This is a genomic window from Microbacterium sp. TPD7012, assembly GCF_003075395.1.
GTDB lineage: Bacteria > Actinomycetota > Actinomycetes > Actinomycetales > Microbacteriaceae > Microbacterium.
In genome coordinates this window covers 337,310-363,645 of sequence record NZ_QDFV01000001.1, presented here as the reverse complement: position 1 = coordinate 363,645, position 26,336 = coordinate 337,310, and the positions used below count along the sequence as shown (strand labels likewise).

Annotated in this window: 28 protein-coding genes; 6 read left to right on the top strand and 22 right to left on the bottom strand. The window is 69.1% G+C overall.

The window, feature by feature from the left end; all coding sequences use genetic code 11:
- Positions 1-57 precede the first annotated feature (57 nt).
- Positions 58-372 carry a DUF2470 domain-containing protein gene (locus DC434_RS20290; protein ID WP_116633547.1) on the top strand — a complete coding sequence of 105 codons (315 nt, stop codon included), beginning with the start codon at positions 58-60 and terminating at the stop codon, positions 370-372.
- Between the two features lie 51 nt (positions 373-423).
- Entirely contained in the window at positions 424-1,071 is a 648-nt protein-coding gene (locus DC434_RS01765) for a biliverdin-producing heme oxygenase (RefSeq protein ID WP_116633546.1), read from the top strand.
- Positions 1,072-1,115: 44 nt separating this feature from the next.
- On the opposite strand, the gene DC434_RS01760 is transcribed toward DC434_RS01765, so the two are convergent.
- Positions 1,116-2,537, bottom strand: coding sequence for an AAA family ATPase (locus tag DC434_RS01760; protein WP_165807987.1), 1,422 nt, complete (start codon positions 2,535-2,537; stop codon positions 1,116-1,118).
- 115 nt (positions 2,538-2,652) lie between these two features.
- On the opposite strand from DC434_RS01760, the gene DC434_RS01755 reads away from it, so the two are divergent.
- Positions 2,653-3,723 (top strand): hypothetical protein, encoded by a 1,071-nt coding sequence (locus DC434_RS01755; RefSeq protein ID WP_116633544.1) that lies wholly within the window; start codon positions 2,653-2,655, stop codon positions 3,721-3,723.
- A gap of 6 nt (positions 3,724-3,729) precedes the next feature.
- Here DC434_RS01755 and DC434_RS01750 read toward each other — a convergent pair whose 3' ends face one another.
- The 3 genes from DC434_RS01750 to DC434_RS01740 all read right to left on the bottom strand — a co-directional run bounded on the left by DC434_RS01750 (position 3,730) and on the right by DC434_RS01740 (position 6,897).
- The gene (locus tag DC434_RS01750) at positions 3,730-5,742 is read right to left on the bottom strand and encodes a cytochrome c oxidase assembly protein (RefSeq protein WP_116633543.1); all 2,013 of its coding nucleotides are present in this window, start codon (positions 5,740-5,742) and stop codon (positions 3,730-3,732) included.
- Positions 5,743-5,845: 103 nt separating this feature from the next.
- A complete protein-coding gene (locus DC434_RS01745; RefSeq protein WP_017203554.1) occupies positions 5,846-6,133 on the bottom strand; it encodes an HU family DNA-binding protein in 288 nt (95 codons plus the stop codon).
- A gap of 182 nt (positions 6,134-6,315) precedes the next feature.
- A complete protein-coding gene (locus tag DC434_RS01740) occupies positions 6,316-6,897 on the bottom strand; it encodes a TetR/AcrR family transcriptional regulator (protein WP_116633542.1) in 582 nt (193 codons plus the stop codon).
- Positions 6,898-7,059: 162 nt separating this feature from the next.
- On the opposite strand from DC434_RS01740, the gene DC434_RS01735 reads away from it, so the two are divergent.
- Positions 7,060-7,887, top strand: coding sequence for an alpha/beta fold hydrolase (locus tag DC434_RS01735; protein ID WP_116633541.1), 828 nt, complete (start codon positions 7,060-7,062; stop codon positions 7,885-7,887).
- A gap of 135 nt (positions 7,888-8,022) precedes the next feature.
- Here DC434_RS01735 and DC434_RS01730 read toward each other — a convergent pair whose 3' ends face one another.
- From DC434_RS01730 to DC434_RS01690, 9 genes are all read right to left on the bottom strand, one after another.
- On the bottom strand, positions 8,023-8,739 hold the full coding sequence (locus DC434_RS01730; RefSeq protein WP_243408756.1) for a DUF559 domain-containing protein: 717 nt from the start codon (positions 8,737-8,739) through the stop codon (positions 8,023-8,025).
- A gap of 425 nt (positions 8,740-9,164) precedes the next feature.
- Entirely contained in the window at positions 9,165-9,470 is a 306-nt protein-coding gene (rpsN, locus tag DC434_RS01725) for a 30S ribosomal protein S14 (RefSeq protein WP_017829734.1), read from the bottom strand.
- Between the two features lie 3 nt (positions 9,471-9,473).
- The gene (gene rpmG, locus DC434_RS01720; protein WP_046014935.1) at positions 9,474-9,644 is read right to left on the bottom strand and encodes a 50S ribosomal protein L33; all 171 of its coding nucleotides are present in this window, start codon (positions 9,642-9,644) and stop codon (positions 9,474-9,476) included.
- Positions 9,644-9,880, bottom strand: a complete 237-nt coding sequence (rpmB, locus tag DC434_RS01715; RefSeq protein WP_017203559.1) for a 50S ribosomal protein L28 — start codon at positions 9,878-9,880, stop codon at positions 9,644-9,646. Before rpmB ends, rpmG begins: the two co-directional genes overlap by 1 nt.
- 154 nt (positions 9,881-10,034) lie before the next feature.
- Positions 10,035-10,748, bottom strand: a complete 714-nt coding sequence (locus tag DC434_RS01710) for a DNA-3-methyladenine glycosylase (protein WP_116633539.1) — start codon at positions 10,746-10,748, stop codon at positions 10,035-10,037.
- A 20-nt stretch (positions 10,749-10,768) separates the two neighbouring features.
- Positions 10,769-12,646: an Ig-like domain-containing protein gene (locus DC434_RS01705; protein ID WP_243408755.1), complete on the bottom strand. Its 1,878-nt coding sequence runs from the start codon at positions 12,644-12,646 to the stop codon at positions 10,769-10,771.
- A complete protein-coding gene (locus DC434_RS01700) occupies positions 12,636-13,454 on the bottom strand; it encodes a TIGR03943 family protein (RefSeq protein WP_116633538.1) in 819 nt (272 codons plus the stop codon). Before DC434_RS01700 ends, DC434_RS01705 begins: the two co-directional genes overlap by 11 nt.
- Positions 13,447-14,493 (bottom strand): permease, encoded by a 1,047-nt coding sequence (locus DC434_RS01695; RefSeq protein ID WP_116633537.1) that lies wholly within the window; start codon positions 14,491-14,493, stop codon positions 13,447-13,449. Before DC434_RS01695 ends, DC434_RS01700 begins: the two co-directional genes overlap by 8 nt.
- Complete coding sequence (locus tag DC434_RS01690) at positions 14,490-14,906, bottom strand: transcriptional repressor (protein ID WP_116633536.1); 417 nt, start codon at positions 14,904-14,906, stop codon at positions 14,490-14,492. The genes DC434_RS01695 and DC434_RS01690 overlap by 4 nt, the downstream gene beginning before the upstream one ends.
- Before the next feature lie 118 nt (positions 14,907-15,024).
- Between DC434_RS01690 and DC434_RS01685 the strand changes: the two genes are divergently transcribed.
- Positions 15,025-16,326, top strand: coding sequence for a GNAT family N-acetyltransferase (locus tag DC434_RS01685; RefSeq protein WP_116633535.1), 1,302 nt, complete (start codon positions 15,025-15,027; stop codon positions 16,324-16,326).
- A gap of 35 nt (positions 16,327-16,361) precedes the next feature.
- Here the strand turns inward: DC434_RS01685 and DC434_RS01680 are convergent, their stop codons facing one another.
- From DC434_RS01680 to DC434_RS01640, 9 genes are all read right to left on the bottom strand, one after another.
- Positions 16,362-16,724, bottom strand: coding sequence for a DUF5615 family PIN-like protein (locus DC434_RS01680; RefSeq protein WP_116633534.1), 363 nt, complete (start codon positions 16,722-16,724; stop codon positions 16,362-16,364).
- A complete protein-coding gene (locus tag DC434_RS01675) occupies positions 16,711-17,133 on the bottom strand; it encodes a hypothetical protein (RefSeq protein WP_133192762.1) in 423 nt (140 codons plus the stop codon). Before DC434_RS01675 ends, DC434_RS01680 begins: the two co-directional genes overlap by 14 nt.
- Before the next feature lie 65 nt (positions 17,134-17,198).
- Entirely contained in the window at positions 17,199-18,047 is an 849-nt protein-coding gene (locus DC434_RS01670) for a metal ABC transporter permease (RefSeq protein WP_116633995.1), read from the bottom strand.
- A gap of 23 nt (positions 18,048-18,070) precedes the next feature.
- A complete protein-coding gene (locus tag DC434_RS01665) occupies positions 18,071-18,925 on the bottom strand; it encodes a metal ABC transporter ATP-binding protein (RefSeq protein WP_116633532.1) in 855 nt (284 codons plus the stop codon).
- Positions 18,922-19,905 (bottom strand): zinc ABC transporter substrate-binding protein, encoded by a 984-nt coding sequence (locus tag DC434_RS01660; protein WP_116633531.1) that lies wholly within the window; start codon positions 19,903-19,905, stop codon positions 18,922-18,924. Before DC434_RS01660 ends, DC434_RS01665 begins: the two co-directional genes overlap by 4 nt.
- Positions 19,906-20,072: 167 nt before the next feature.
- Positions 20,073-21,755 carry a glycoside hydrolase family 13 protein gene (locus tag DC434_RS01655; RefSeq protein ID WP_116633530.1) on the bottom strand — a complete coding sequence of 561 codons (1,683 nt, stop codon included), beginning with the start codon at positions 21,753-21,755 and terminating at the stop codon, positions 20,073-20,075.
- 68 nt (positions 21,756-21,823) lie between these two features.
- A complete protein-coding gene (locus DC434_RS01650; protein WP_116633529.1) occupies positions 21,824-22,699 on the bottom strand; it encodes a carbohydrate ABC transporter permease in 876 nt (291 codons plus the stop codon).
- Positions 22,699-23,670, bottom strand: a complete 972-nt coding sequence (locus DC434_RS01645; protein ID WP_243408754.1) for a sugar ABC transporter permease — start codon at positions 23,668-23,670, stop codon at positions 22,699-22,701. Before DC434_RS01645 ends, DC434_RS01650 begins: the two co-directional genes overlap by 1 nt.
- On the bottom strand, positions 23,667-25,010 hold the full coding sequence (locus tag DC434_RS01640; RefSeq protein WP_243408753.1) for an ABC transporter substrate-binding protein: 1,344 nt from the start codon (positions 25,008-25,010) through the stop codon (positions 23,667-23,669). Before DC434_RS01640 ends, DC434_RS01645 begins: the two co-directional genes overlap by 4 nt.
- 103 nt (positions 25,011-25,113) lie before the next feature.
- Here DC434_RS01640 and DC434_RS01635 point away from each other — a divergent pair, with 103 nt between their 5' ends.
- Positions 25,114-26,334, top strand: coding sequence for an ROK family protein (locus DC434_RS01635; protein WP_116633527.1), 1,221 nt, complete (start codon positions 25,114-25,116; stop codon positions 26,332-26,334).
- Positions 26,335-26,336: the final 2 nt, after the last annotated feature.

Here is a 26,336-nt window from a genome sequence, read left to right as displayed (position 1 = left end):
GCGGATGCTGAAATTCTGCACCGGCGGCCCCTCCGGCGGGCGTCCTAAGGTGTGAATGTGCCCCATGCCTTCGATGCCGATGTGCTCTCCGCCGTCCTCCGACACATGAACGGAGACCACACCGACGACAATCTCCTCATCGCCCGCGCATTCGCCGAACCGGCCGATGCGACGATCACGGATGCCGTGATGGTCGGCTTCGACGGAGACGGCGGGGTGTGGGAGATCACCCGTGACGCCGCGGTGTCCGAGCTCCGCGTGCCGTGGCCGGGCGGCCCGATCGATGACCGGCCCGCCGTGCGCCGCGAGGTCGTCGCGCTCTACGACGCCGCGTGCGCACGCCTCGGGCTCGAGCCGCGTCCGCACGCCTGATGCCGCATATCTGACTTCCGCAGGAGGTTAGGTAAGCCTTACACTGATCCCATGTCCGAGATCCTCTCCTTCTCCGCCGCCCTGCGCGAACGATCCTCCGGGTCGCATTCCCGCAGCGAGGGCGCCGGCTTCATGTCCGACCTGCTGAAGGGCGAGGGCTCGCGCGAGGACTACATCTCGCTGGTCTCGCAGCACTACTTCATCTACGAGGCGCTCGAGGGCGCCGGCGAGCGGATGCGGCAGGACCCCGTGGCATCCGTCTTCCTCAGCGACAAGCTGACCCGCCTGCCCGCGCTCGAGGCCGATCTCGAGTTCCTGCTCGGGGCCGACTGGCGCGAGCGCATCACGCCGCTTCCCACCACCGAGCGCTACGTCGAGCGCATCCGTCAGGTCGGCGCGACCTGGGCCGGCGGATTCGTCGCCCACCACTACACGCGCTACCTCGGCGATCTCTCCGGCGGCATCTTCATCGGCCGCGTGATGGCGCGGCGCTTCGGGTTCGAGACGAACGGCATCGGCTTCTACCTGTTCGACGACATCGCCGACCCGGCGGCCTTCAAGGACGTCTACCGCGAGCAGCTCGATGCCGCCCCCTGGGATGACGCCGAGCGGGAGCGCGTGATCGACGAGGTCCTGCTCGCCTACCGCTTCAACACCGAGCTGTTCGAAGACCTCGACCGCGCGCGCGTCGCCGCCTGACCATCCACGGTCGTTGAGCGAGCGCGGCGAGACGAAACGCCGCGTCAGCTCGTCGGCAGCTCCGGCGTCGACTTCGCGAGCCATGCCTCGCGCATGAACCGCCGCACGTCCTCGTCGACCCGGATGTCGGTGGGGCGCAGCGCCCGCGAAAGGTACAGGCCGTCCAGCGACGTCAGACGACTGAGCGCGACATAGGTCTGGCCGGGAGCGAACGCTCCAGAACCCAGGTCGATGATCGCGCGCTCGTAGGTCTTCCCCTGCGACTTGTGGATCGTGACGGCCCACGCGAGGCGCAGCGGGAACTGCGTGAACTCGGCCACCACGTCACGGGAGAGCTTCTTGGTGCTCTGGTCGTACGCGTAGCGGAATCGCTCCCAGACCGCGGGCTCGACGTCGACCTCCTCGCCGTCGATGTCGACGCGCACGGCACCGCCGAGGATGCGGATCACCGTGCCGATCGTGCCGTTCACCCACCGCGGGGGCTCGCCGGACATCGCCGTGTCGTTGCGGAGGAACATCACCTGCGCGCCGACCTTGAGCTTCAGCTCCGACTCCGCCGGCAGCGAGGCCTCGCCCCGGCCGAAGTCGCCGCTGACCTCGGCCCGCGCCGTCTGCTCCTTCCCGGGCAGGGCGTTCAGGTGCTGACTGTTGATCTTGTTCACGATGTCGTTGCGGGTCGCGAGCGTGATCATCGGCACCTCGCCGGGCTCGGGATCCGGCGGTGTGCGGGCCCCCTGGGCGTTGAGCACTCCGGCGATCTCGGCCGTCACCCGCCCGTACCGCACCGCGTTGAGCATCGCCTTGAATCCGTCATCGGACTGCCGATGGATCTGCACCAGCTCGCGCACGTGCAGCTCGGCTCTGGTGTCGACCTCGAACAGGCCGGCCTGGTCCGACGAACCGTAGCCGTGCGCCTCGGCCCGCGTGCCCGAAGCGGTCCACGGCCCCGCCCAGACCTTCGCGTCGAAGAACCAGAACGAACGGTAGTGATCCTGCACGTAGCGGGCCTCGTCACCGCGGGGCGGCACCGGAGCCAGCTGGTACGGGTCGCCGAACATCACCACCTGCACGCCGCCGAAGGGCTCACCGCGCCGACCCCGAGCCTGACGCAGCGAACGGTCGATCGCATCCATCAGATCGGCGTTGACCATCGAGATCTCATCGATCACCAGGGTCTCGATGGCGTTGAGGATGCGGCGCGTGGCATCGTTCTGGTCGATGTCGGCGTCGCCGATGAGCCCGATCGGCAGGCGGAAGAGGGAGTGGATCGTCTGCCCCTCCACGTTCAGCGCGGCGACGCCGGTCGGGGCGCAGATCGCGATCTGCTTCTTCGTGTTCCAGGCGAAGTGCTGCAGGAGCGTCGACTTCCCGGTGCCGGCGCGGCCGGTGATGAAGACGTGCTCGCCGGTGTCCTCGATGAGCCGGAACAGCTCTTGCTGCTCCTCGGACAGGGCGGGAAGGGACACGGTTCTCACAGGGGCAGCGGACGGACACGGGGCGCCCACCCATGCTACGTCCCGGCATCCGCCCGGAGTCGCCGACGCTCGGCGTCGTCCCAGGACGCCCTTCTAGACTGACGCCATGCAGCAGGTCGACACCGCGGTGCCCCGGCGCGCCCGTCTCGGTGCCGATCTGACGATGCTCGCGCTCGTCGGCGTGCTTCTCCTCGCCGCCCTCGGCGCCGGCGGCGCGACGCTCTACCAGCAGTTCTACGGCCCCTCGGCGTTCGTGACCCGCTACCTCGACCTCCTCGCCGCCGGTCGCGCCGCGGACGCCCTGCGCATCCCCGGCGTCGCCGTCGACCGCGAGACGCTCGATGCGGCGGGCATCGACGCCGCGGCATCCGAGGCGATGCTCCGTCATGCCGCGCTCGCACCGCTGACCGATGTCGAGATCGAGTCGGAGGAGCCCGCCGACGGCAAGACGGCCGTGACCGTCAGCTACAAGGCCGGCGGCCATGCGGGCACCACCACGTTCCTCGTCGAGCAGGACGGCTGGGCAGGAGTCACCCCCGACTGGCGCTTCACCACCAGCCCGCTGGCTGTCGTGGACCTCACGGTCCTGGGAGCCGACCGCTTCGCGGTGAACGGCTTCGAGGTCGATCGCCGTCAGGTGTCGGCCGCCGGAGCGGAAGCGACCGCGATCGACCCGCTGCCCCTCCTGGTCTTCACGCCCGGCCTGTACTCGGTCACGGTCGACACCCCCATCGCGCAGGCCTCCGGCACCGGGGTGCTGGCCGACACGCCTCTGGCGATCACGCCGCTCGACGTGCAGACGACGCCGACCGAGGAGTTCGTCGGCGTCGTGCAGCAGCGCGTCGAGGAGTTCCTGACACAGTGCACGACGCAGCAGGTGCTGATGCCGGCCGCGTGCCCGTTCGGCCTGGAGGTCCGCGACCGCATCGCCTCCCCGCCGCAGTGGTCGATCAGCGCCCAGCCGCAGGTCACGGTCGCACCGGACGGCGGCAACTGGCAGATCCCGACGACGGATGCCGTGGCTCACGTCGAGGTCGAGATCCAGTCGCTGTTCGACGGCTCGATCGAGCCGGTGTCCGAGGACGTGCCCTTCCAGGTCAACGGCACGATCACGATCCTGCCGGACGGGTCCGCGTCGATCCGGGTCGGCTCCCCGGGCGAACCCATCGCCGACTGAGCGGGCCTAGCGGCGCTCTCGCTGCGCGTCCCGCAGGTCGCGCTCGGCGAGGGCGGCGAGCTTGGCGTTGTACTCCTCGAGCTCGGCGTCGCCGGTGCGGTCGGCATGCCGATCGTTCCGGCGCTGCAGCTTCGTGTCGCTGCGGCTCCACTGGATCGCGACCGTGATGGCGAGGATCAGCGTGGGGATCTCGCCGATGGACCAGGCGATGCCGCCGCCGACGTACTGATCGGCCAGCGGGTCGACCCCCCAGTCGCGGCCCATCGAACCGAACCAGTCCGCGACCATGAGCCCCTCCTGCATCATGATCGCGATGCCGAAGAACGCGTGCATGGCCATGACGGCGATGAGCGTGATGAGGCGTCCGGGGTACGGCAGCCGGTACGGCACGGGATCGGCGCCGATCAGGCTCATCACGAAGAGGTAGCCGGACAGGAGGAAGTGGATGACCATCCACTCGTGTCCGAGATGCTCGTACATCGACCAGCGCACGAGGTCGGTGAAGTAGAACGCCCACAGCGACAGGATGAAGATCGCCGCCGCGACGAACGGATGGGTGACCACCCGGGCGAAGGGCGAATGCACGGCCCACATGATCCACTCGCGGCCGCCGCGGGTGCCGTCGTCGCGCTTGCGGACGGCACGCAGCGCCAGCGTGATCGGGGCGCCGGAGACGAGCAGCAGGGGGATCGCCATCGACAGCATCATGTGCCCGAGCATGTGCACGCTGAAGAGGTACTCCTGGTAGGCGTTGATCGGTCCGCCCGTGACCCAGACGAGCATCAGCATGCCGAGCACCCAGAACACGGTCCGGTAGATCGGCCAGCGATCGCCGCGGCGGTGCAGGCGGATCACACCCGCGAGGTAGAGGAACAGGCCGAATCCTGCGGCGACCAGCCAGAGCACGTCGATGTTCCACGCGGTGAACCAGCGCTCGAGGGTGAGCTCCGGCGGGAGCTTGGCGCCTGTCAGGATCTCGGCCGGCGTCTGGGCGAACGCGGCGGTCTCCCCGGTCGGCGGCGGCGTGCGCGCGAGCGCGGCTGCGGCACCGGAGGCCAGCCCCATCAGCGCGACCTCGCCGAGCACCAGCATCCAGAACCAGCGCGTGGCGCGCTCCCCCTCGAGCTTCGGGATGAGGCGCGTGCGATACCAGGCGCCGAGCAGCCCCATGCCGACGAGCAACGCGACCTTCGCGAGCACGATCGCCCCGTAGGGAGTGGCCCACAGGGCGTCCCAGCTGCCGACGGCGACGATCGAGCGGGTGACACCCGACACGGCGACGACGGCGAACGCGGCGATCGCGAGCGAGGAGTACCGCGCCACCAGCCGTGGGGTGTCGACGTCGGTGCGGCCGCGCAGCAGCACGAGCAGCAGCAGCCCGCCGAGCCAGACCGCCGCCGCGATCATGTGCAGCAGGATCGAGTTCACCGCGACGTTGTGGCCGGCGAGATCTCCCGCGTGGCCCTGCGTCGCGAGCGGCAGGAAGGATGCCGCGGCGAGGAGCGCCGTGATGAGCGTCGGCGTCCAGGTGCGCCAGGCGAACGCGAGCACCGTGATGACCGCGCCGAAGATCGTGGTGATCAGCCATGACTGCCCGAGCGGCAGGTCGAGAAGGAACCGGCCGAGCTGCGCGCCGAACTCGCGTTCGATGCTGAGCTTGGGGTTGAACGCCGCCATGAACGCGAGGAATCCGGCCAGCCCCGATGCGACAGTGAAGACCGCGGCGCCGACCGAGGCGATGTTCAGCGCGGCGTCGAAGGCCCGCTCCCCCGCCCGCAGCGCGAAGAGCGCGAGCACCAGCGACCCGAGCATCGCGGCACCGGCGATGTTCATCACGAGCTTCGCGATCGGCGTGCCCCAGAGCACGAAGGGCCCGGGGTCCTGCAGCAGCGGAGGTTTCGCTCCGCCGCCGAGCGCGAGGGCGATCACCGTGGCGATGACGGCTGCGACGAGGAGGATCGCGATCCCGGCGAGTCGATACGCCGAGGACCGGGTGGTCGTCTCGGTGCCGGAAGTCACCCCTCCAGCCTAAGCCGCGGCATCCGTCCTGGCTGACCGCCGTCGGCAGACGCAGAAGGCCGCCACCCGAGTGGGGCGGCGGCCTTCGTGAAGGTGCGTCGAATTACTTGACGGCAGCCTTGAGCTTGGAGCCAGCGGTCACCTTGACGCGCTTGCCGGCCGGGATCTTGATCTCGGCGCCGGTCTGCGGGTTGCGGCCCGTGCGTGCGGCCGTGTCGACCTGCTCGAACGAGATCCAGCCCGGGATCGAGACCTTGCTGCCCTTGGCAACGGCGTCGGAGACCGTGGCGAACAGCGAGTCGAGGACACCGGAGACGGTGGCCTGGCTCTGGCCCGTGGCGCTTGCGATGCTCGCGACGAGCTCGGTCTTGGTGATGGACTTGTCAGCCATGTCACTCCTCCAGCGACGAGATCCCGTCGCATCGTTGTGGGTTCGGAGCGGATGCTCCTGGTCTTGCGACCGCCTCGAATGTATCAACGACCGCCCACATTTCCGCGTCATTTCGCGGGTTTTGGGCAATTACTGGGCGTGTCGCACCACTTTGGTCACTCCAGTCACACGTTTCAGGCCGTTCACGCCCGCCGGTGCGCGTCGATCACCGACCGCGCGGTGCGCTCGAACGCCGGCGTCACGCGGTCGTCGCCGTCGAGATAGCCGCCGACGAGGGCGGCATCCCGCAGCAGGACGAGCGATGCGGCGACGTCGGCCGGACGCGTGAGACCCGCCCCCTCGGCCACGGCCTGGAGGGTCGCCCGGAACCACTCCCGATGCTCGCCGATGAGCCGGCGCACGGCGCCCGCGGCATCGGGGTACTCGGCTGCCGCGTTGATGAACGGGCATCCGCGCGTGTGGCGGTGGCTGATGTCGGCGGCGATGCCGTCGATCACGGCGGTCAGCAGGTCATCGGGATCGGCGACGGCGGCTCCGGCATCCGCGAACATGCTTCGGAGCGCCTCGTCCTCGCCCGCGAGGTACGCGAGCACGAGATTCTCCTTGCCGCCGAACTGCTTGTAGAGGGTGGCGCGCGTCACCGCGGCCTCCTCGATCACGCGATCGACACCCACCGCATGGATGCCCTCCTCGTAGAAGAGGCGGGTGGCGGCGTCGATCAATCGGGCGCGGGCGGGACTGGGGCGCTTCGTGGTGGTGTTCATGATCTCTCTCCTCTCATCGTCGCATCCGATCCCCCGCATCCGCCCCTCGAATCCGATCGCGGAAAAGAAGTTTGTCGAAGGGGTTGCGGTAGATAGAACGGTCGGTCTACTATCACTGTACAGCCACCGCAGAGGGCGGGGCCGCAGACAGGAGAAGAAATCATGAACAGCACCGACAAGACCCCGATCGTCCTGATCCACGGACTGTGGATGACGCCGAAGAGCTGGGACACCTGGGCAGAGCGCTTCCGCGCGAAGGGCCACGAGGTCATCGTTCCCGGGTGGCCCGGCATCGACGACCGCACGGTCGAGGACATCCGTCGCAACCCGGCAGCTCTCAAGGGCATCGGCCTGAAGCAGATCGCCGACCACTACGAGCGCATCATCCGCGCCCTCCCGGCCAAGCCGATCATCATGGGCCACTCGTTCGGCGGAGTGATCACCCAGATGCTCGCCGATCGCGGACTCGGCGTCGCGTACGTCGGCGTCGCACCGGGGCAGACGGCCGGCGTCACGGCGCTCCCCCTCTCCACTCTGTGGACCGGCACGCCGATCCTCTCGAACCCCTTCGGACGCAACGGCGCGAAGCCGCTGTCGAAGCGCCACTTCCACTTCACGTTCGGCAACGACCTGCCCCGCGCGGCATCCGACGCCCTGTGGGAGGAGTACGCGGTGAACTCGTACAACCGCGTCTTCTTCGAGGGCGTCACCTCGGTGCTCAACGAGAAGGGCGGCGTGACCCACGTCGACTACAGCCGCGCCGACCGCGCCCCGCTGCTTCTGATCGCGGGCGAGATCGACCACGTCGTGCCGCCGGCCATCGTGCGGGCGATCGAGAAGAAGTACCTCTCCACCGGCAGCCCCGCGATCGTCGAGCGCAAGGAGTACTCCGGCCGCACGCACCGGCTCGTCAGCCAGGACGGCTGGGAGCAGATCGCCGACGAGGCCCTCGCCTGGGCCGAGGCGCACGCGACGGCATCCGTCGCCTGATGCCCGGGCGCTGCGCGCCGCGCGCTTCCCGCACCTTGTCGGGCGGAGATCTCATCGATGGGCGGAGGTTTGCGAATGCATCCTCCGCCCATCGGCGAGATCTCCGCCCGACTCGATGTGAGGCTCGCGAACGCATCAGGCTGCACGATGAAGCCGCTGCCCGATGGCGGCGAGGATGGTCCGCTGCACCCACAGCCATTGATTCATGAGCTGGTCGTAGCCGATGCGGATCACGTGATAACCATGCAGCGTCAACAGAGCATCGTGCGCGATGTCACTGGAGCGCTGCGCGCCGACGTGATGACCTCCGTCGACCTGGACTATGAGGCGCTCGCCGATCAGGAAGTCCACCCGGTGTCCCAGAATCCACACCTGCGGGGTGATCGCCAGGTCGAGCCAGGCGAGCCGCGTGAGGAAGATCGTCTCGGTGCCCGAGTCGGCGAACGGTCGCGCTTCCTCGACCAGCCGACGGGCGATGGGCGGCAACGGGGCTCGCTCGAGCTCCGCTGGATCGACCAGCCTCTGCCTGAAGGCCGACTCCCATGTCGCCAAGGCGCTCTCGTACGGTTGGCACCGGGCAAGGATCACCAACGCGTTCTCGAGCGAGTCCTCGCAGGAATCCGGATCGCGAGGGAAGGTCGGCGTGTTCCAATGGATGACTCCGCGCGCAGCCGACGCGTGGCCTGACCGCGGTGGCGCCGCGAGATGGGGCCGCGAATCGTCGAGCACCCACAGCCCCTTGCGAGCGGCGAGCGTCACGCAGCTGAGCACGACCCCCCGTCGTGCCGCGGCCACCAGCATCCCATCGGCTCCGCGCAACGCGACCCAGCCCCGGCACACCGAGAAGATCACCCCTCGTTCTCGCGCTCGACGCAGATCGTGATCGCTGACGCCGACTCGCCGAAGCGTTCTGACTCTCGCTACCCCATCGCGCGCTCGCAGCGCAGATACCGGATCCATGGGTGCCGATATTGCCCGGCGTGCGCATTTCCTGCGGAGCTTCGCCCGTCGCTCCGCGGAGCATGTGCAGAGCTGAGTGACAGCGCCCACTGTGGACGAGAAGTCGGAGGCTCACCGTCGGGAGGAAGACACCGCGTCAGGCGGAACCTGCCGCCTCGATCTTCAGCCCGAGGTTGCGAAGTCAGCCCGACACCGCGCCGCTGCGCGCGGGATGCGGATGCGGATGCCGATGCGGATGCGGATGCCGCAGGTGCCTGACCCAGGAAACGCGAAAAGGGGCGAGGATCCGAAGATCCTCGCCCCTTTTCAGCGGGTGCTTACCAGCTCGACTTGGTCACGCCGGGCAGCTCGCCACGGTGTGCCATGTCACGGAAGCGGACACGCGAGATGCCGAACTTCGTGAGGACACCGCGGGGGCGGCCGTCGATGACGTCGCGCGAACGCACGCGAGCAGGCGACGCGTTGCGCGGCAGCTTCTGCAGGCCGACGCGTGCGGCCTCGCGGGCCTCGTCGGTGGCGTTCGGGTCGACCAGGGTCTTCTTCAGCTCGGCGCGACGCTCGGCGTAACGCTCCACGATGACCTTGCGCTGCTCGTTGCGAGCGATCTTGCTCTTCTTAGCCATTGATCAACGCTCCTCTCGGAATTCGACGTGCTTGCGGACGACCGGGTCGTACTTCTTCAGCACGAGGCGGTCGGGGGTGTTGCGGCGGTTCTTCTTGGTCACGTACGTGTAACCCGTACCCGCCGTCGAACGCAGCTTGATGATCGGACGGACGTCCTGAGCCTTCTTGGCCATTAGAGCTTCACACCCTTCGCCTGGAGGTCCTTGACCACGTTCTCGATGCCGCGGACGTCGATCACCTTGATGCCCTTGGCGGACACGTTGAGCGTGATCTTACGGCCGAGCGACGGCACGAAATAGGTCTTCTTCTGCACGTTCGGGTCGAAGCGGCGCTTCGTCCGGCGGTGCGAGTGCGAGACGTTGTGACCGAAACCGGGAACAGCTCCGGTCACCTGGCACACTGCTGCCATGATGGTGACTCCTTCTCTACCGTGGGGCCGGACGGCTCCACCCAAGATCCCTTGTCTGCACGCCGCGGGCCCTTCGACTCCTTCGACAAGCTCAGGAACCGAGAAAACCCAACCGGCACGCGAACTGCGCACAGGAGTGTGCGCAGACAAAGAGTCAGTCTAGCACGCCGGAAGAGGCCGCCTGCGCCCCGCGTCCCCAGCGGAACGGCGACACCGTCGGATCCCCGTCGAGCCAGAACCGCCACGGGAAGGCGTCCGTTCCGGCGACGCCGGCCACGCCGACACGAGGGCCGGTGGCGATGTCGGTGCGGCGCTCCGCGAGCCACAGCTCCGCCCGCGCGCCGTGCTGTTCCTCGCCGGTGATCGCGTCGATCCCGTCATGCAGCGGATGCTGAAGGCCCACGGCCTGCCCGAGCCGACCGGGTCCTCTCGCGAGATCGCGCAGCGCCGTGCGTCCGAGCGGCAGTGTCGCGCCACGGCGCCGGGCTGCGGCATCCGTCCCGAAGACGACCTCGCCGGCGCGGAGCAGCACCCCGTCGCCCTGCCCCTCGGGACCGGCGACGACGTTGACGCAGGAATGGATGCCGTGGCTCAGGTACACGTACAGATGCCCGGGTTCGCCCCACATCGTGGCGTTGCGCGCCGTCCGCCCCATCCGGGCATGGGATCCCGGGTCCGCGAAGTCGCCCGTGCCCTGCCCGTGATAGGCCTCGACCTCGGTGATGCGCAGACGCACCTCGACGGGGTCGGCACCGGGTGCCGTGAGCACCGTGCGCAGCTCCGCGTCGAGCAGACGAGGCGCGACATCGACCGCCGAGCCGCTCAGCTCCGCGCGCGTGGCGCGACGCCGCGCATCGTGGTCGGTCATCTCAGAGCCGCGAGCCCATCTCAGAACCGCGGAGCCGTCTGGCACCAGGAGGCGTCGAAGCCCGTGAGAGCGACGAGCTCCTTGCCGGAATCCATGTCGATGAGGTGCGTCTCGACGTTCTCGGGCAGCGGCAGGAGCATCCCGTCGTACGGGTTGTTCGCCATGTCGGCGGCGAGGGCCACCGCGGCGTACTGTCCGCTCGGCGATGCGCAGGCCTGGAGGATCCGGTCGGACGAGCCGACCTCGACCAGCGGCGTCGCCGTTCCGTCCTCGTCCACGCGGATGACCGCCTGCCCCACCGGGATGCCGTTCGCGTCGCGCTGCACGACATGGCGGAGAGTGCCGCCGGGGAAGGGGGTGATCGACGTCGCCGTGCCGTAGTCGGGATCGGATGCCGCGAGCGGCGCCTCCGACCCGTCGGCGAGGTTGATCTCCACCACGGAGCCGTCGACGCGCTCCACGATCGCGGTGTACGTTCCGCGGGAGATCCCCTGGATCGTGGATGCGAGTCCCAGCGACTGCACTCCCGCATCGGTCGAACGGTCGACGAGCGACAGCGCACCGTCGAAGTCGATGAACAGCACGGCGGCGCTGTCGGGGACGAACTGCCAGACGAAGACGCTCGCCTCGGCGTCGCCGACCTCGATGATCTGCGGATCGTCGTCCCCGCTCAGCGACTGGGTGACGAGCACGCTGGCACGGCCCTCGGTGTCGCTGAGCTCGCGGTCCGAGTAGCTGTAGCCGACGAGCCCGCCGCGCTCGGAGACCTGGATCGCCCCGACGAATCCCACGCCGGGGAGTTTCAGCTCGCGCTCGTCCGTGCCGTCGCGGTCCATCACGAGCAGCCGGGAGCCGTCGTCTTCCGCGACGGAGACGACCAGCTGGGTCGACGTCGCCCGGAAGTCGTTGATCTCCTCGTGCGAGAACACGGGCACGGCGTTCTCGCCGCTGAGGTCGGTGCGGAAGATGGTGTCATCGCCGGAGGCGTCTCGCCGGAGCAGGAAGATGTTCGAGGCCGGGGTCGTGAACGTCGTGCGGAGGTCGGTCGACGGCCCGCCGCCCCTTCCCGCGACATCGGCGACGCGCACCGTGTACTTCGTCGACTCGTCGAGCGGCACGGTGAAGCGGATGCCGACTCCGCGGCCGGACGCGTCGACCGTGAACGGCACCGCGGGCTCGACCGTGACCTGTTCGGGGTCGATGTCGGCGAGCGCCTGGTTCGCGGTGATGATGACTCGGCTGCCCGAGGACTCGATCGCCTGCGCCGGATCGACCTGCACCTCGGAGATGCGCGGTCCCTGCAGGAGGCTGACGATGCCGAGGCCGGTTCCGACCAGCACCAGCACGCCGAGGACGGCGCCGAGGGCGATGAGGAAGCGGCGCGGGTTCCGCACCGGCCCGCGAGGGACCGATGTCGCGGTGTCGGTCCCCGGGACGGGTCGTGGGGCAGCGTCCGGGGCGACCGGCGTCAGCCCGGCCAGCACCGACTCGGGGGCGACGGGAACCGCGGAAACCGCGTCCCTCTCGAGCCCTTCACCGAGGTCGGCCGCGACAGCCGCCTCGACATCCTCCTGAGCAGTCGCCTCGACATCCTCCCGAGCCGCGGCTTCGAAGGCGGCCATCTTCCGGGCAGCGGCTTCCTGCTCGGCGATCTCGCGCTCACCGGCCAGGCGAACAGCCTCACGGGCAGCCGCCTCCCGGGCAGCCGCTTCTCGAACAGCCGCCTCGTCCGCGCCGGCATCCGGCTGTTCGGCGCTCCGTTCGGTCTGCTCCGCGGGCGCGGCCGCGCGAGTGATCCGCTCCGCCTCCGCGGCCTCTGCGGCCTCACGGGCGGCGCGCATCTCCGCGCGCGTGCGCGGGACGGCGGGGATCTCCGGCCGCTCGTCCTCAGTACTCATACGGATCCCCCGGCTCATCGATCGCGACGACGTCGGTCGGCTCGATGTGGAGGTCGCCGTCGGCATCCGCTCTGACGGTTCCGGTGATCTCGACCCACTGGCCGGTGGGGTACTCGTCGGGATCGACCGAGACCGGCAGGGTGGCGGTCTGCGCGTCGATCACGCAGTGCGTGATGACCAGACGGGTGAGGTTCACGCCGTCGTCGCCCGAAGCACCGGGCGTGACGAAGCCGGTGAGGGTGACCGCGGCCCCGTCGTACGCGGTCGTGTTCGTCGCGGTGGCGAAGACGCTCGCCCAGTCGCCGATGCCGAAGGTCGTGGTGTCCGCGACGCCGAGAGCGACGGTGTCGGCCCCGGCGAAGAGTGCGGTCTGCTCCCCCGCGCGCGACATCGCCAGTTCCACCGACAGCGACGCCGGCGGCAGCACGAGGGCGGCGGCGACCACGCCCGTGGCGACGACTCCGCCGGTGACCGCGCCGACGGCGGCGAGGGTTCGCCGGGGCGAGGCCGCCGGTCGCGGCGCGTCATGCGCGTCGTCTGCGGCATCCGCTCCGTGCCCGTGATCGTGGCCGTGCCCGTGATCGTGGTCGCCCTCCTCGCCGAGGGGAAGCGCGAACGACCAGATCGCTCCGGCCAGGGTCACGACGGCCGCGGCGCACGCGAACCACACCGATTCGGGGCTGATGTAGAGGGTCAGCCGTCCGGTGATGCCGAGACCGAGCGTGACGACGGCGATGACCGCGGCAAGGCCGACGCCGAGCCAGCGCGTGCCGAGGGCCCGCGCTCGCGATGTCGTCTGCTCAGACAAGGACGTTCACCCCGATCCCGATCGCGAAGGCCGCCGCCACCACGACGCCGACGATGCCGGCCAGTGTGCGTCCGGTGAACGTGGTGCGCATGAGCGCGAGCATCTTGATGTCGACGAGCGGCCCGACCAGCAGGAACGCGACCAGCGCGCCGGACGAGAACGTCGACGCGAAGGACAGGGCGAAGAACGCGTCGACGTTCGAGCAGATGGCGACGGTCATCGCGAGCACCATCATGGCGACGATCGAGAGCACCGGATTCGATCCGATCGCGAGGAGCATGTCACGCGGGATGAGCACCTGCACGGCTCCGGCGAGCGCGGATCCGATCACGAGCGCGGGCATGACGGCACGCAGCTCGACGAGGAACTGCGTGAGGCTGCGGCGCACCGGCGTGCCCGGCTCGTGCGTGACACGGTCGCACGTGTCGACGAAGCGCTGCGTCAGCAGGGAGTCGGGCGACGGATGCCGGCTATAGATCCAGCCGATGAGGTTGGCGATCAGGTACCCGCCGACGAGGCGGGCGATGAGGATGCCGCCGTCCCACCCGAATGCCGCATGGGTGGTGAGGATCACGATCGGATTGACGATCGGCGCGGCGATGAGGAACGTCAGCGCCTCGGCCGGAGCGAGCCCGCGCATCATGAGGCCGCGCGCGAACGGCACGTTGCCGCACTCGCAGACCGGGATCAGCATCCCGAGCAGCGACAGCACCGCACGACGTGCCCAGGCGCGCTTCGGCAGCCACCGGTGGATGACGTCGGCCGGGAGCCAGACCTGCACCACGATCGAGAGCAGAACGCCGAGGACCACGAACGGCAGAGCCTCGATGAGCACGCTGAGGGCGAGCGTGAGCCCGTCCTGCGCGCGGGTCGGCAGCGACGCGGGGAAGAGGGACGGCAGGAATCGGTCGACGAGGAAGAGCGCCGCGATGATCGCGACGCCGAGGCCGAGGCCGACCCACGCGGAACGCGGCGAGCGTGTCGGGCGGTGCGCGTGCGTATGCCCCGGGCGGGTCGCCGTGCCTGCCGAGGGGCTCACGCGTTCGCTGCCCGTTCGGCGTCGCGCTTGTTCGTGCAGGGCGTGCACAGTCCGAAGATGTCGACCACGTGCGCGGCTTCGGTGAACCCGTGGAGAGCGGCGGTGCGGTGCGCCCACTGCTCGACGTCCTTCGCCTCGATCTCGACCGTCAGACCGCAGGAACGGCAGATGAGGTGGTGGTGGTGGGCCTGGGTGGTGCAGGCGCGATAGAGCGCCTCGCCCTCCGGACTCTGCAGCGAGTCGGCGTCGCCGGATGCGGCGAGTCCGGCGAGCGCGCGGTACACGGTCGCGAGTCCGATCCCGGTGTTGTCGTCACGCAGCGCGGCGTGCAGGTTCTGCGCGCTCACGAAACCACGCGCGTCGGCGAGCGCTTCGCGCACGCGTTCGCGCTGCCAGGTGTTCCGTTGAGCCATGGGACAAGTCTAGGCGGCGGGGGTTGGCGAGGGCTGGGAGCGTCTCGTATTACGCACCCGTCTGGGTGATGGCGCACCGCGCCGGTATCGTGGCGGCATCCGAGACGAGGGAGTCCCGATGACCGGCTGGCGACTGCGCGAGTTCCACAACGACGATCTGGGCGGCATCCTCCATCTCTGGGAGGAGCTGAAGCGCTCGGGCTCCGAGCCGGTGTACGACCTCAGCGAGGTCGTCGCCTCCTGCCAGAAGGATCACGCGATCGTCGCGGTCCACGGCGACGAGGTGATCGCGGCCGTGGTGGGACGTGCGGCCCACGATCAGGGCTGGGTGGTGTTCTTCGCCATCGACGACGCCTGGCGCGATCGCGGGATCGGATCGGCGCTGCTCGCCGCGCTCGAGAAGAGCATGGCCCCGTACGGCCTGACCAAGCTGTCTGCGCTGATGCCCGAGGTCGAGACGCGTCTGGCGGCGTTCGACGCCCGGGGATTCGAGCAGAAGCATCACCTCCGCTACTTCGAGCGCCGCATCCCCGTGCAGCGGCAGGAGCTCACCTCGCTCGCCGAGCTGGGCGGCCGGCAGATGCCGCGCGACCTGTGGGAGTCGGTGTCGGGTATGCGTCGCGAGAAGGACATCCTCGAGCAGAGACTCGTGCTGCCGCTGGCCGAGCAGGATCTCGCCGAGAGCTTCGGCGTCGTGCCCCCGCGCGCGGTGGTGCTGTTCGGCCCTCCCGGCACCGGCAAGACCACGTTCGCCAAGGCCATCGCCTCGCGGCTCGAATGGTCGTTCGTCGAGGTGTTCCCCTCGCGCCTCGCGGCCGACCCGAAGGGGCTGGCGGGGGCGCTGCGCGAGACCTTCACCAAGATCTCGGAGCTCGAGCACGCGGTGGTCTTCATCGACGAGGTCGAGGAGATCGCGGCCCAGCGCTCCGGGGAGCCGCCGTCGCCGCTGCAAGGCGTGACGAACGAGCTGCTGAAGATCATCCCGGCGTTCCGCGAGCAGCCCGGCCGCCTGCTGGTGTGCGCGACGAACTTCATCCGCGCCCTCGACAGCGCGTTCCTGCGCCACGGCCGGTTCGACTACGTGATCCCGATCGGGCTGCCCGACCGTGCCGCGCGTGCCGCCATCTGGAGCCGCTACATCCCCGACATCACCCGCGATGCCGTCGACATCGACGTGCTCGTCCAGCGCACCGACGGATTCTCGCCGGCCGACATCGAGTTCGCCGCCCGCAGCGCCTCGCAGCGGGCATTCGAGGCGGCTGTCGGGTCACGGACGCCGGGCATCGCGGACGCGGCAGCGGATGCCGTCGGCCCGAGCACGCAGGACTACCTCGACGCGATCGCCGGCACGCGCACGACGGTGTCGCCGGAGACCGCCGCCCAGTTCCTCGAGGACATCGAGGCGCTCGCCCGGGTGTGAGTCGCGGCATCCGCCCCCGACCCGACGATTCGCTTTCACAACCACCACACGAAGGACGGCTCACCGCTCGACGAAGGCGGCGTCGCCGCAAAGGCGATCAGGGCCAGCCTCAGACCTTCGAGCCCATGCCGGTTCCGAGGGAAGCGCCTGTGGTGGCTGAAGACGACTCCGCCGTGCTCAGGGATGCGATGCATGGCGAGCGCAAAGGTATTCACATCCTCGGTGATCACGAGCCGATGCTCATCGGTGGCGACCTGGAGGACGGTCGTGTCGGGGGCGCCGACAAGGTCCTCCCGCTCGACGACGGCTTCTGCGTCGATGCCTCCGTCGCGAAGCGCGTCGGCCAGCCACGCCGGGTAATGCTCGTCGAGGAGAAATCGGACGTCAGGCGGCGTCAATCGCGCGGCGCCTCTCCCAGGCCGCGAGCGCCTCGTCTTGGGCAGCGCGATGCCGCTCGATCACGCCGTCGATCTCAGCGCGAAAGTCCGCCCAGTAGCTCAGAGCAGCCTCGATCGACCGCTCCGGCAACCCGAGAAGGTCCACCAGCTCCGGAACCCTGCGCCTCTCCGGTTCGTGCGCCAGCCATGCTTCCGCGATGGTCCATACCTCGGGTCCGTCAACAAGTCGCGCGCGCCTCTCACCGGTCTCGATCGTGACGAACCGGATGCCGGTGTGCACCTGCATCCTCAACCACTCTTCGACGGCACTGTTGATGACCCCGGACTTCGTCTGACCGGTGAGGTGCACGTATCGGGTCAGGGCCTCATGGACAGGCTCACTGAAGCGAACGTTCGTGGGAGCTACCATGCACTACAGTGTAGCAACCCGCCACACGCGTAGCGATATTCCCACCATGCGCATGCCCGCAGCGGTCAGGCCACGCGGCGCACGCGGGCCCGGACGCGCTGCACGATCCAGCACACGACGTAGATCGTGAACGACAGGGTCGTGATGTACGGGCTCACGGGGAGTGTGCCGGCGAGGGCGAGCAGGATGCCGCCGACGGCCGAGACGAAGCCGAACAGCGCGGCGAGCAGCGGCACCGCGACGGGCCCCGCCGTGATGCGCATCGCGGCAGCGGCCGGTGTCACGAGCAGCGCCATGACGAGCAGCGCGCCGATGATGTGCACGCTGACTGCGACGATGAGTCCGAGCAGCACCATGAAGATCAGGCTGACGGCACGGGTGGGCACTCCTCGCGCGGCGGCCGACTCCGGGTCGAGCGAGTCGAAGCGCAGCGGGTTCCACATCACGAGCAGCCCGAGCAGCACGACGATGCTGATGCCGATCAGCCAGCCGAGGTCCGGGCTCGAGACCGAGACGATCTGTCCGGTCAACAGGCTGAAGCGGTTGGCGCTGCGCCCGTCGTACAGCGAGAGGAACAGGATGCCGAGGCCGAGGCCGAACGGCATGAGCACGCCGACGATCGAGTTGCGGTCTCTCGCCTTCGCCCCGAGCACGCCGATGAAGATCGCTGCCACGAGTGCTCCGCCGAGCGACCCGGCGACGACGCTGCCGCCGAACAGGAGGGCGGCGGCTGCACCCGCGAACGACAGCTCGCTCACCCCGTGCACCGCGAACGCGAGGTCCCGCTGCATGACGAAGACGCCGATGAGACCGCCGACGATGCCGAGCACGGCGCCGGCGATGATCGAGTTGGCGAGAAGGGCCACGAGCTCGCCGTAGTCCTGGAAGGAGAAGACGTCGCTCCAGTCGACCATCGGCACGAGGCCCGCCGACGCGATCATGCGTCTGCTCCGTGCTCGTGGTCGCCGTGGTCGTGGTGCGGCTCGGCATCCGGTACTCCGACGACGACCAGGCGATCCCCGGCGCGGAGCACGAAGACGGGTGTCCCGTAGAGGTCCGTGAGCACGCGCGTCTGCAGCACCTCTTCCGGGGTGCCGAGGAGGAAGCGCCCGCCCGCGATGTACAGGATCCGGTCGACGCGGTTGAGGATCGGGTTGATGTCGTGCGTGACGAAGAGCACCGCGGCGCCGCGCTCGCGGCGCTGCCGATCGATGATGTCGGTCACGCCGAGCTGGTTCGCCAGGTCGAGGTTCGACAGCGGCTCGTCGCACAGGAGCAGCGACGGCTCGTCCGCGAGCGCCTGGCCGACGCGCAGCCGCTGCTGCTCGCCGCCGGAGAGCAGGCCGACGCGACGATCGGCGAAGTGCGCGGCGCCCACCGCCTCGAGGAGGCCATCGACTTTGGCCCGGTCGCCGCGGTGCGGGATCGGGAATCCGAAGCGGCTCCCCTGCACGCCGAGCGCCACCAGGTCGCGCGCCCGCATGCTCGTGTCGGGCGCGAGCGAGCGCTGCTGCGGGATGTAGCCGATGCGCGCGTTGCCGCGGTGCACGGGCTGACCCGCGACGGTGATCGTCCCCGACGACAGAGGCTGGAGACCCAGGATGCTGCGCAGCAGCGTGGTCTTGCCGGATCCCGACGGGCCGAGCACGGCGATGAACTCGCCCGGCTCCACCCTCAGGTCGAGCCCCGACCACAGCTCACGGTCCCCGCGGTGGAGGGCGGCGCCGGAGATCTCCAGCACCGGGCGGTCGCCCGAGTCGGGTCCCTGACCCTCTCGACCGGGCGCCGTCACGGCTGGACGGCGGCGGCGAGGCTCTTGATCGCGTCACGCATCCACTCAGAGTACGACGATCCGTCCTCCAGGAGCTCGGTGAAGGCCACGACCGGGATACCGGCGTCGTTCGCGGCCGTCTCCACGCGGTCCGTCTCGGCACCGCCGGTCTGCGCGTTGGTGAGCAGCGCGGTGACCTCGCCGCTGTCGATCACGTTCAGCGCCTCCAGCAGCACGGCAGGGGCGACATCCGTGCCCTCCTCGACGGCCTCGGCGAAGCCCTCGGGGGTGACGTCGGTCAGTCCGGCGGCTGCGGCGATGTAGCCGGGGAGCGGCTCGGGCATGAAGACCTTCGCGCCGGCGACCTCCGTCTTGATCGTCTCGAGGTCGGTCTCGAACCCCTCCAGCTCGGCGACGATCGCGTCGGCCGCGGCGGTGAAGTCGGCCTTGCCCTCGGGGTCGAGCTCCGCCAGGTCGGCCGCGATGTCCTCCACGACGTGGATCATCGTGTGCGGGTCGAACCACACGTGCTCGTTGAAGCCCTCGATGTGGTTGTGGCCCTCGTGACCCTCTTCGCCCTCGGCGTGATCGTGGTCGTGCTCCTCCGCGTCGGCGTCGCCCTCCTCATGGCCTTCGTTGCCGGGGAAGTCGTGCGAGAACTCGACGGCCGTGAGCACCTCGGCATCCGATCCGTCGAGCAGGTCGTCGATGAACGCGTCGTAGCCGCCGCCGTTCTCGATCACGAGGTCGGCCTTCTGCACGGTCAGGCGATCGCGGGCGGTCGCCTCGTAGGAGTGCGGGTCCTGCGTCACGGAGGTGATGATCGAGGTCACGTCGACGCGGTCGCCGCCGATCTGCGCGGCGAGCGAGCCGTAGACGTTGGTGCTCGCCACGACCTGGACCTTGCCGTCTTCGCTCCCGCCCGCAGCGGGGGTGGAACATCCGGCGAGCGCGAGAGCGGCGACGGATGCGAGGGCGAGAGCGTGGACGGGCTTCTTCATGCCCTCACTCTAAACGCTAATGAGAACCATTATCAAATCAGCATGGGTGGGTGCTGACGGTTTGCAGGTCGAAAAGACAATTGCAGGTCGAAAACCGGGTTTTCGACCTGCAATTGTCTTCACCGCCTACGGAACAACCGGAACCGGAAAGCCCCGTTCACCAGGCCTCAGCCGACGAGACCCGCCGGCGCGATCCAGACCGTCGTCTCTCCCGGAACGGCCCCGTCGACGACCTCACCCAGCACGACGTCAGCGGCATCCGCCCCGAGGTCGAACGGCTCGACGCCGAAGTTCGTCACGACCTGCCACCCGTTGGGGCGGGCGAAGCGCAGCACGTCATCGCGTCCGGTCTCGATCCACTCCAGACGCTCCTCGGCCTGCAGCACATGCCGCAGGCGCAGCGCCTCTCGGTAGAGGGAGAGCGTCGATGTCGGGTCGGCCGCCTCGACGTCGACCGCGTACTCCGCGAACCAGGAGGGCTGCGGGAGGTGCGCGTCACCCGAGCCGAAACCGAAGGAAGAGCCGGATGCCGTCCACGGCAGCGGCACGCGGCATCCGTCTCGCCCGAGTCCGTCGAACGCCTCCTCGCGCAGGAACGCCGGGTCCTGGCGCTGCTCGGGCGCGATCTGAGCGACCTCGTGCAGCCCGAGCTCCTCGCCCTGGTAGAGGTAGGTGCTGCCGGGAAGGCCGAGCAGCATCAGGGTCGCGGCGTGCGCACGGCGCAGCCCGCCCTCGCGGTCGAGCTGGTCCGACGGGCCGCCCGCGGCGACCCACTCCGTGCCCTGCTTGACCGCGCGGCCGCGCAGCGACGGCAGCCCATAGCGGGTGGCGTGCCGGGTCACGTCGTGGTTCGACAGAACCCAGGTCGTCGACGAACCGCTCGCCTGCGCCTGCTCGAGGTTCTCGGTGATGACGTCGCGGAAGTCCTCGGCGACGAACTCGGCGACGAGCAGGTCGAAGTTGAACGCCTGCCCGAGCCCTTCGGCCGAGGCGTAGCGGGCGCGGCGCTCCGGGGTCTCGACCCAGGCCTCGGCGACCGCGGTGCGCGGCGGATCGTACTCGTCGAACACCGCACGCCACTCGGCGTAGATCTCGTGCACCTCGTCGCGATCGAGGAGCGGATGCCGGCCCGACGTGCGATCCATCGCATCGAGCTCCGCCTGACTCGGCAGCGGCTCGGTGAGGTCCTTCGTGAGCATGTGGGCGACGTCGATGCGGAAGCCGTCGACTCCGCGGTCCGACCAGAAGCGCAGCGTCTCGAGGAAGTCGGCGCGCACCTCCGGGTGATCCCAGTTCAGATCGGGCTGCTCCACCGCGAAGCTGTGCAGGTACCACTGCCCGTCCTCGACACGCTCCCAGGCGCTGCCGCCGAACGCCGCGCCCCAGTCCGTCGGGGGCTCGGATCCCTCGGGACCTGCCCCCTCGCGGAAGATGTAGCGCTCGCGCGCCGCCGAACCGCGGCCCGCGGCGAGCGCCTCCTGGAACCACACGTGCAGATCGGAGCTGTGGTTCGGCACGATGTCGACCACGACCCGGATGCCGCGGGCATGCAGCGCCTCGACCATCGCGTCGAAGTCGTCGAGCGTTCCGAGGCGGGGATCGACGTTCCGGTAGTCGGCCACGTCGTAGCCGCCGTCGGCGAGCGCCGAGGGGTAGAACGGGCTCAGCCACACCGCGTCGATGCCGAGGTCTCTGAGGTAGTCGGCGCGGGAGACGATGCCGGGGATGTCACCCAGCCCGTCGCCGTTCGCGTCGGCGAAGCTCCGCGGATAGATCTGGTACACGGCGGCCTGCCGCCACCAGGCGGCGGAATCGGCCTTGCGGGTCTCGACGAGAAGCGCGTCGGTCATGAGGGGAGAACTCCTTCTTTCTTGTTGCGGTCGGTGGCCCTTCGACGGGCTCAGGGACCCATGGGTCGTCAGCCCTTGACGGCGCCCTGCGTGACGCCCTCCATGACGAAGCGCTGCGTGAACAGGTACGCCAGGATCGCGGGGGCCATCGCCATCAGGTACGAGGCGAAGGCGACGTTGTAGTTGTTGCTGAACTGGTTCTGGAACAGGTTCTGCCGCACCGGGAGCGTCTGCATCGCGGGATCCGAGATGATCAGCGACGGCATCATGAAGTCGTTCCAGGCGTAGAGGAACGCGAAGATGCCGACCGTCGCGCTCATCGGAGCCAGCAGCGGGAAGATCAGCCGCCAGAACGTCTGCCAGGTCGTGGCGCCGTCGATCCGCGCGCTCTCCTCGAGCTCGATCGGGATCGACCGCAGGAACGCGGTGAACAGCAGCACGCTGAAGCTCAGCTGGAACATCGTGGCCAGGATGATCACGCCGAACGGATTGTCGAGCCCGACGCGTCCCGTGAGCTGGATCTGCGGCAGTGCCACGACCGGGAACGGGATGAACATCGCCGCGAGCAGGTAGAAGAACGACCAGCGGAACAGCCTGCGGTCCCAGTTGCGCACGATCGCATAGGACGCGAACGCCGCGAGGATGATGGTCGCCGCGACCGTGCCCGCGGTGACCAGCAGCGAGATGCCGGCGCCGACCGGGAACCTCGTCAGGTTCCACGCCTCGACGAACCCGTCGATGCTGAACGGCGCGGGGAGCGAGAAGGCGTTGCCGTCGACGGCCTGCCCTGTCGTCTTGAACGCCATCGAGATGGTGACGTAGAGCGGGAGGAGAACGGTGACCGTGCACAGGATCAGGATGATCGTGCCCGACCAGTTGGGCCGCTCCATCTTGATGCGGGGCTTCTTGCCCGCGGTCTGGGTGGTGATCGTCTGCGTCGACATCAGAGTGCGTTCCTTCCGCGCGTCAGCGACAGCTGGAGGAGGGAGATGAGCACGGCGACGATGAAGAAGATGGTCGCGTTGGCCATCTGGTAGGCGTAGTCGCCGCCGTTGAAGCCCGCGATGATCGTCATGGCGACGCTGCGGGTCGAGGTGCCGGGGCCGCCGTTGGTGAGCCCGACGATGATGTCGTAGGCGTTGAGGAAGCCCTTGAAGCCGAGGATCACGTTGATCACCACGTAGCCGGCGACGAGCGGGAGCGTGATGCGCAGAAGCTGCTGCCTCTTGTTCGCGCCGTCGATGCTCGCGGCCTCGTACACCTCGCCGGGCACCGACAGGAGTCCGGCGATGTAGATCAGCAGCGTGCCGGGAACCGCCTGCCAGGCGGTCACGATCACGATCGCGATCCAGGCGAGATCCGGGTTCGCGAGCAGGCTGGTCTGCAGCCACGGGATGCCGGTGACGGCACCTGCGGCCGGGATCGAGTTCGAGAACAGGAAGTTGAAGACGTAGGCGATGATGATGCCCGAGATCACCATCGGGATCACGAAGATCGTCCGCAGGCCGGTCTTGAAGCGGATGCGCGAGGTCAGGCCGACCGCGAGCAGGAAGGCGACCACGTTGACCACGATCACGGTGGCGATCGAGAAGCCGAAGGTGAACAGATAGCTCTGCAGGATCGCCGGGTCGCTGAACATCGCGATGTAGTTGGTGAGCCCGTTGAAGCTCCACTCGCCGATGCCGATCGAGTCGGTGAAGCTGAAGAAGATGCCCACCACGCCCGGCACGGTGATCGCGAGCGTGAAGAGCACCAGGGTCGGAAGCAGGAACAGGTAGTAGATCGGCTCGACGCGCTTGGTGCGGCGACGCAGCCCGCGCGCGCCGCCGGTGATGACCGACGTCGTGTCGGTCGACGGCGCCGGAGGCTTAGTGATGCTCGGGACTGCCGGGTTCGGCAGAGCGGTGTTCGTCATGGCGTCGACTCCTCTGTCTCGCCGGATGAGGATGTCTCGCCGGATGCGGAATCCTGAGTGGTGGGTATCGGTGCGCGGAAGGCGATCCGCGCCCAGTCGGCGTCCATCGTGCGCAGCGTCGACTCGGGCGATGCGCCGAGGACCATGGCCTGCGCGTAGTTGAACATCGGGAGCGTCTTGGGCACGAGCACCGACGGCCCCTGGTAGATCTGGCCGTTGTCGTAGTACTCGATCATCCCCTCGACCCGCGGATCGTCCGGCGCCGGTGCACCGGTCGTCGGCGTGAATCCGAGCTGCGAGGCGTTGTAGGCCTCGATGTTCTCGGGGAGGTAGAGGTACTCGAGGAAGTCCCGCGCGGCTTCCTGGTGACGAGACTCCTCGGGGATCATCGCGGCGAGGTCCATGTTGACCCGCACGCCCAGGTCCGCGGGGTCGTCGGTCATCGGCAGCGGGAAGGTGCCGAGGTCGAGGTCCGGCGCGGTCTTCTCGATCTCGCTGAAGGCCCATGGGCCCTGCAGATACATCGCCGCCTCGCCCTTGCCGAACGCGAGGTTGCCGTCGCCATAGCCGCGGCTCTCGGCATCCGTGTTCGTGTACTCGCTCGCGAGCTGCATCATCCGGTCCATGGGCTCGGCGAAGTCCTGCTGGAAGGACACCGGGGAGTCGGGGCCGACGTCCGTGCCCTCTTCGGCGAGCGCGTCGAAGAAGTCGATCACGTCGACCGACCCGCCGGCCGTGTAGTCGTACCAGCCCTGCGCGACGGTCCAGTCGTCCTTGAAGGTGGCGTAGAACGGGTCGATGCCCGCCTGCTTCAGCTGGTCGCACACGGCGAGCAGCTCGTCCCAGGTCTGCGGGACGTCGAGACCCTGCGCGTCGAAGATCTCCTTGTTGTAGATGACGGATGCCGCCATCACGGAGTACGGGAGTGCGCTGGTGCGGCCCTCGCAGGAGCCGTACTGGTCCATCAGAGGCTGCAGGTCGTCGCGGATGCCGGCGGCGGCATCGGTGTCGGAGAGATCGGTGAGGGCGCAGCGCTGCACGAACCGGGCGATCTCGTAGTTGTAGTTGGCGAGCATGATGTCGGGCGGGTTGCCCCGCACGAAGCTGGCGGAGACGACGTCGACACCCGAGGTGTCGATCTCGACCTTCACGTCGTCCTGCGAGGAGTTGTACTCCGCGACGAGCTCGGTCATGAACTCGATGGCCTCGCGCTTGCTGAAGGTGAAGCGGATGGTCTCCGCCCCCGAGCCGGCCGCACAGCTCGTGAGTGCGGCTCCGACCAGGGTGAGCCCGAGGGCTCCCGCGATCGTCCGCAGTGCGCGTGTTCGTTTCTCAGACACCATCGTCCTCTCGGTCCCCGTATATCCGCGTACTAAATCTAGTGAGCGAATTTACTCTGTCGAGAGGTACTCTCTCATTGGCACGACAGAAAGGTCAAGGGGCGTGACAGAAGTCTCGGCGGATCTCGGCACCGGGCGCGCAAGCGTCGGAGCGGTGCTCGACTTCGCCTGGGCAGCGGGCGAGTTCACGGCGACCGAGGTCATGGCGGGCACGTCGTTGACCCGCTCCACCGCGATCGACGCGATGGACACGCTGCTCGACGCCGAGGTGCTGCGCGAGCTCCCCAACGCCCGCGCGGTCGGCAGCTACCGCTCCGGCCGCCCCGCTCGCCGCTTCTCCCTCTCCCCCGACCTCGGCGTCGTCGTCGGCATCGACGCGGGCGACACGCATCTCGCGGTGACCGTCGCCGATCCGCTCGAGACGACGCTCGTGCACCATCGCATCGAGGTCGACCCGACCCACTCCGCCGAAGAGCGGCGCGCGACGATCATCGAGAGTCTGCGCGCGGCGCTCGCGGAAGCCGGAGTGACCCGCGAGCAGGTCCTGGCCCTGTGCGTCGGGGTCGCCGCTCCCGTCGACCGCAACGGCATCTCACCGCCGCACCCTGACGGCTTCTGGGAGCGCACCAACCCGGGACTCGCCGATGCCCTGCGCGACTGGGCGCCGGTCGTCGAGATCAAGAACGACGCCCAGCTCGCCGCGATCGCCGAGGGCGCGGTCGGAGCCGCGATCGGATGCCGGGACTACGTCGCTCTGCTCGCCAGCGAGCGCTTCGGCGGCGGAGTCGTCGTCGACGGCCACGTCCTGCACGGGGCGCACGGCGGTGTCGGCGAGGGTGTCGTGTTCGACCACATCATCGGCGTCGGCTCGGCGTTCGGGCTCTCGTACGCCGTGCGCAACCACGCGCAGGCGGCCGTCGACGCCGGTGAGATCGATCGTGACAGCGCGGTCGGGCGCCTCGTCGCGGCGGAGCGCATCGACCCCCGACTGGTCCTGACCCTCGCCGCGTCAGGCGACGAGGACGCGATGCTCGTCACCGACCGCGTCGGCGGCACGGTCGCCCGCGTCGTGGGTGTGCTCGGCAGCATGTACGACCCGGCGCGCGTCATCGTGTGCGGCGCCGTCGCCGAGAGCGTCGAGCCCGTGCTGGCCGCGGCGCGCCGCGTGCTCCCCGGGGAGCTGCACCTGCCGGCACCCGAGATCCTCGCCTCCCAGCTTGGCGCCGAGGTCGTGTCGGTCGGCGCCGTCGCGACCGCCCGCCGGGCCGCGCGGGAGCAGGCGGTGCCGAGGCTCGCGGAGCAGCGTCTCCGCATGCGCGCCTAGCC

Excerpts from the sequence above, each read along its gene's own strand:
- DC434_RS01765 (WP_116633546.1), top strand. The coding sequence starts at position 424 with ATGTCCGAGATCCTCTCCTTCTCCGCCGCCCTGCGCGAACGATCCTCC.
- DC434_RS01755 (WP_116633544.1), top strand. The coding sequence starts at position 2,653 with ATGCAGCAGGTCGACACCGCGGTGCCCCGGCGCGCCCGTCTCGGTGCC.
- DC434_RS01745 (WP_017203554.1), bottom strand. The coding sequence starts at position 6,133 with ATGGCTGACAAGTCCATCACCAAGACCGAGCTCGTCGCGAGCATCGCA.
- DC434_RS01740 (WP_116633542.1), bottom strand. The coding sequence starts at position 6,897 with ATGAACACCACCACGAAGCGCCCCAGTCCCGCCCGCGCCCGATTGATC.
- DC434_RS01735 (WP_116633541.1), top strand. The coding sequence starts at position 7,060 with ATGAACAGCACCGACAAGACCCCGATCGTCCTGATCCACGGACTGTGG.
- rpsN (WP_017829734.1), bottom strand. The coding sequence starts at position 9,470 with ATGGCTAAGAAGAGCAAGATCGCTCGCAACGAGCAGCGCAAGGTCATC.
- rpmG (WP_046014935.1), bottom strand. The coding sequence starts at position 9,644 with ATGGCCAAGAAGGCTCAGGACGTCCGTCCGATCATCAAGCTGCGTTCG.
- rpmB (WP_017203559.1), bottom strand. The coding sequence starts at position 9,880 with ATGGCAGCAGTGTGCCAGGTGACCGGAGCTGTTCCCGGTTTCGGTCAC.
- DC434_RS01710 (WP_116633539.1), bottom strand. The coding sequence starts at position 10,748 with ATGACCGACCACGATGCGCGGCGTCGCGCCACGCGCGCGGAGCTGAGC.
- DC434_RS01705 (WP_243408755.1), bottom strand. The coding sequence starts at position 12,646 with ATGAGTACTGAGGACGAGCGGCCGGAGATCCCCGCCGTCCCGCGCACG.
- DC434_RS01690 (WP_116633536.1), bottom strand. The coding sequence starts at position 14,906 with ATGGCTCAACGGAACACCTGGCAGCGCGAACGCGTGCGCGAAGCGCTC.
- DC434_RS01685 (WP_116633535.1), top strand. The coding sequence starts at position 15,025 with ATGACCGGCTGGCGACTGCGCGAGTTCCACAACGACGATCTGGGCGGC.
- DC434_RS01675 (WP_133192762.1), bottom strand. The coding sequence starts at position 17,133 with ATGGTAGCTCCCACGAACGTTCGCTTCAGTGAGCCTGTCCATGAGGCC.
- DC434_RS01670 (WP_116633995.1), bottom strand. The coding sequence starts at position 18,047 with ATGGTCGACTGGAGCGACGTCTTCTCCTTCCAGGACTACGGCGAGCTC.
- DC434_RS01660 (WP_116633531.1), bottom strand. The coding sequence starts at position 19,905 with ATGAAGAAGCCCGTCCACGCTCTCGCCCTCGCATCCGTCGCCGCTCTC.
- DC434_RS01655 (WP_116633530.1), bottom strand. The coding sequence starts at position 21,755 with ATGACCGACGCGCTTCTCGTCGAGACCCGCAAGGCCGATTCCGCCGCC.
- DC434_RS01650 (WP_116633529.1), bottom strand. The coding sequence starts at position 22,699 with ATGTCGACGCAGACGATCACCACCCAGACCGCGGGCAAGAAGCCCCGC.
- DC434_RS01645 (WP_243408754.1), bottom strand. The coding sequence starts at position 23,670 with ATGACGAACACCGCTCTGCCGAACCCGGCAGTCCCGAGCATCACTAAG.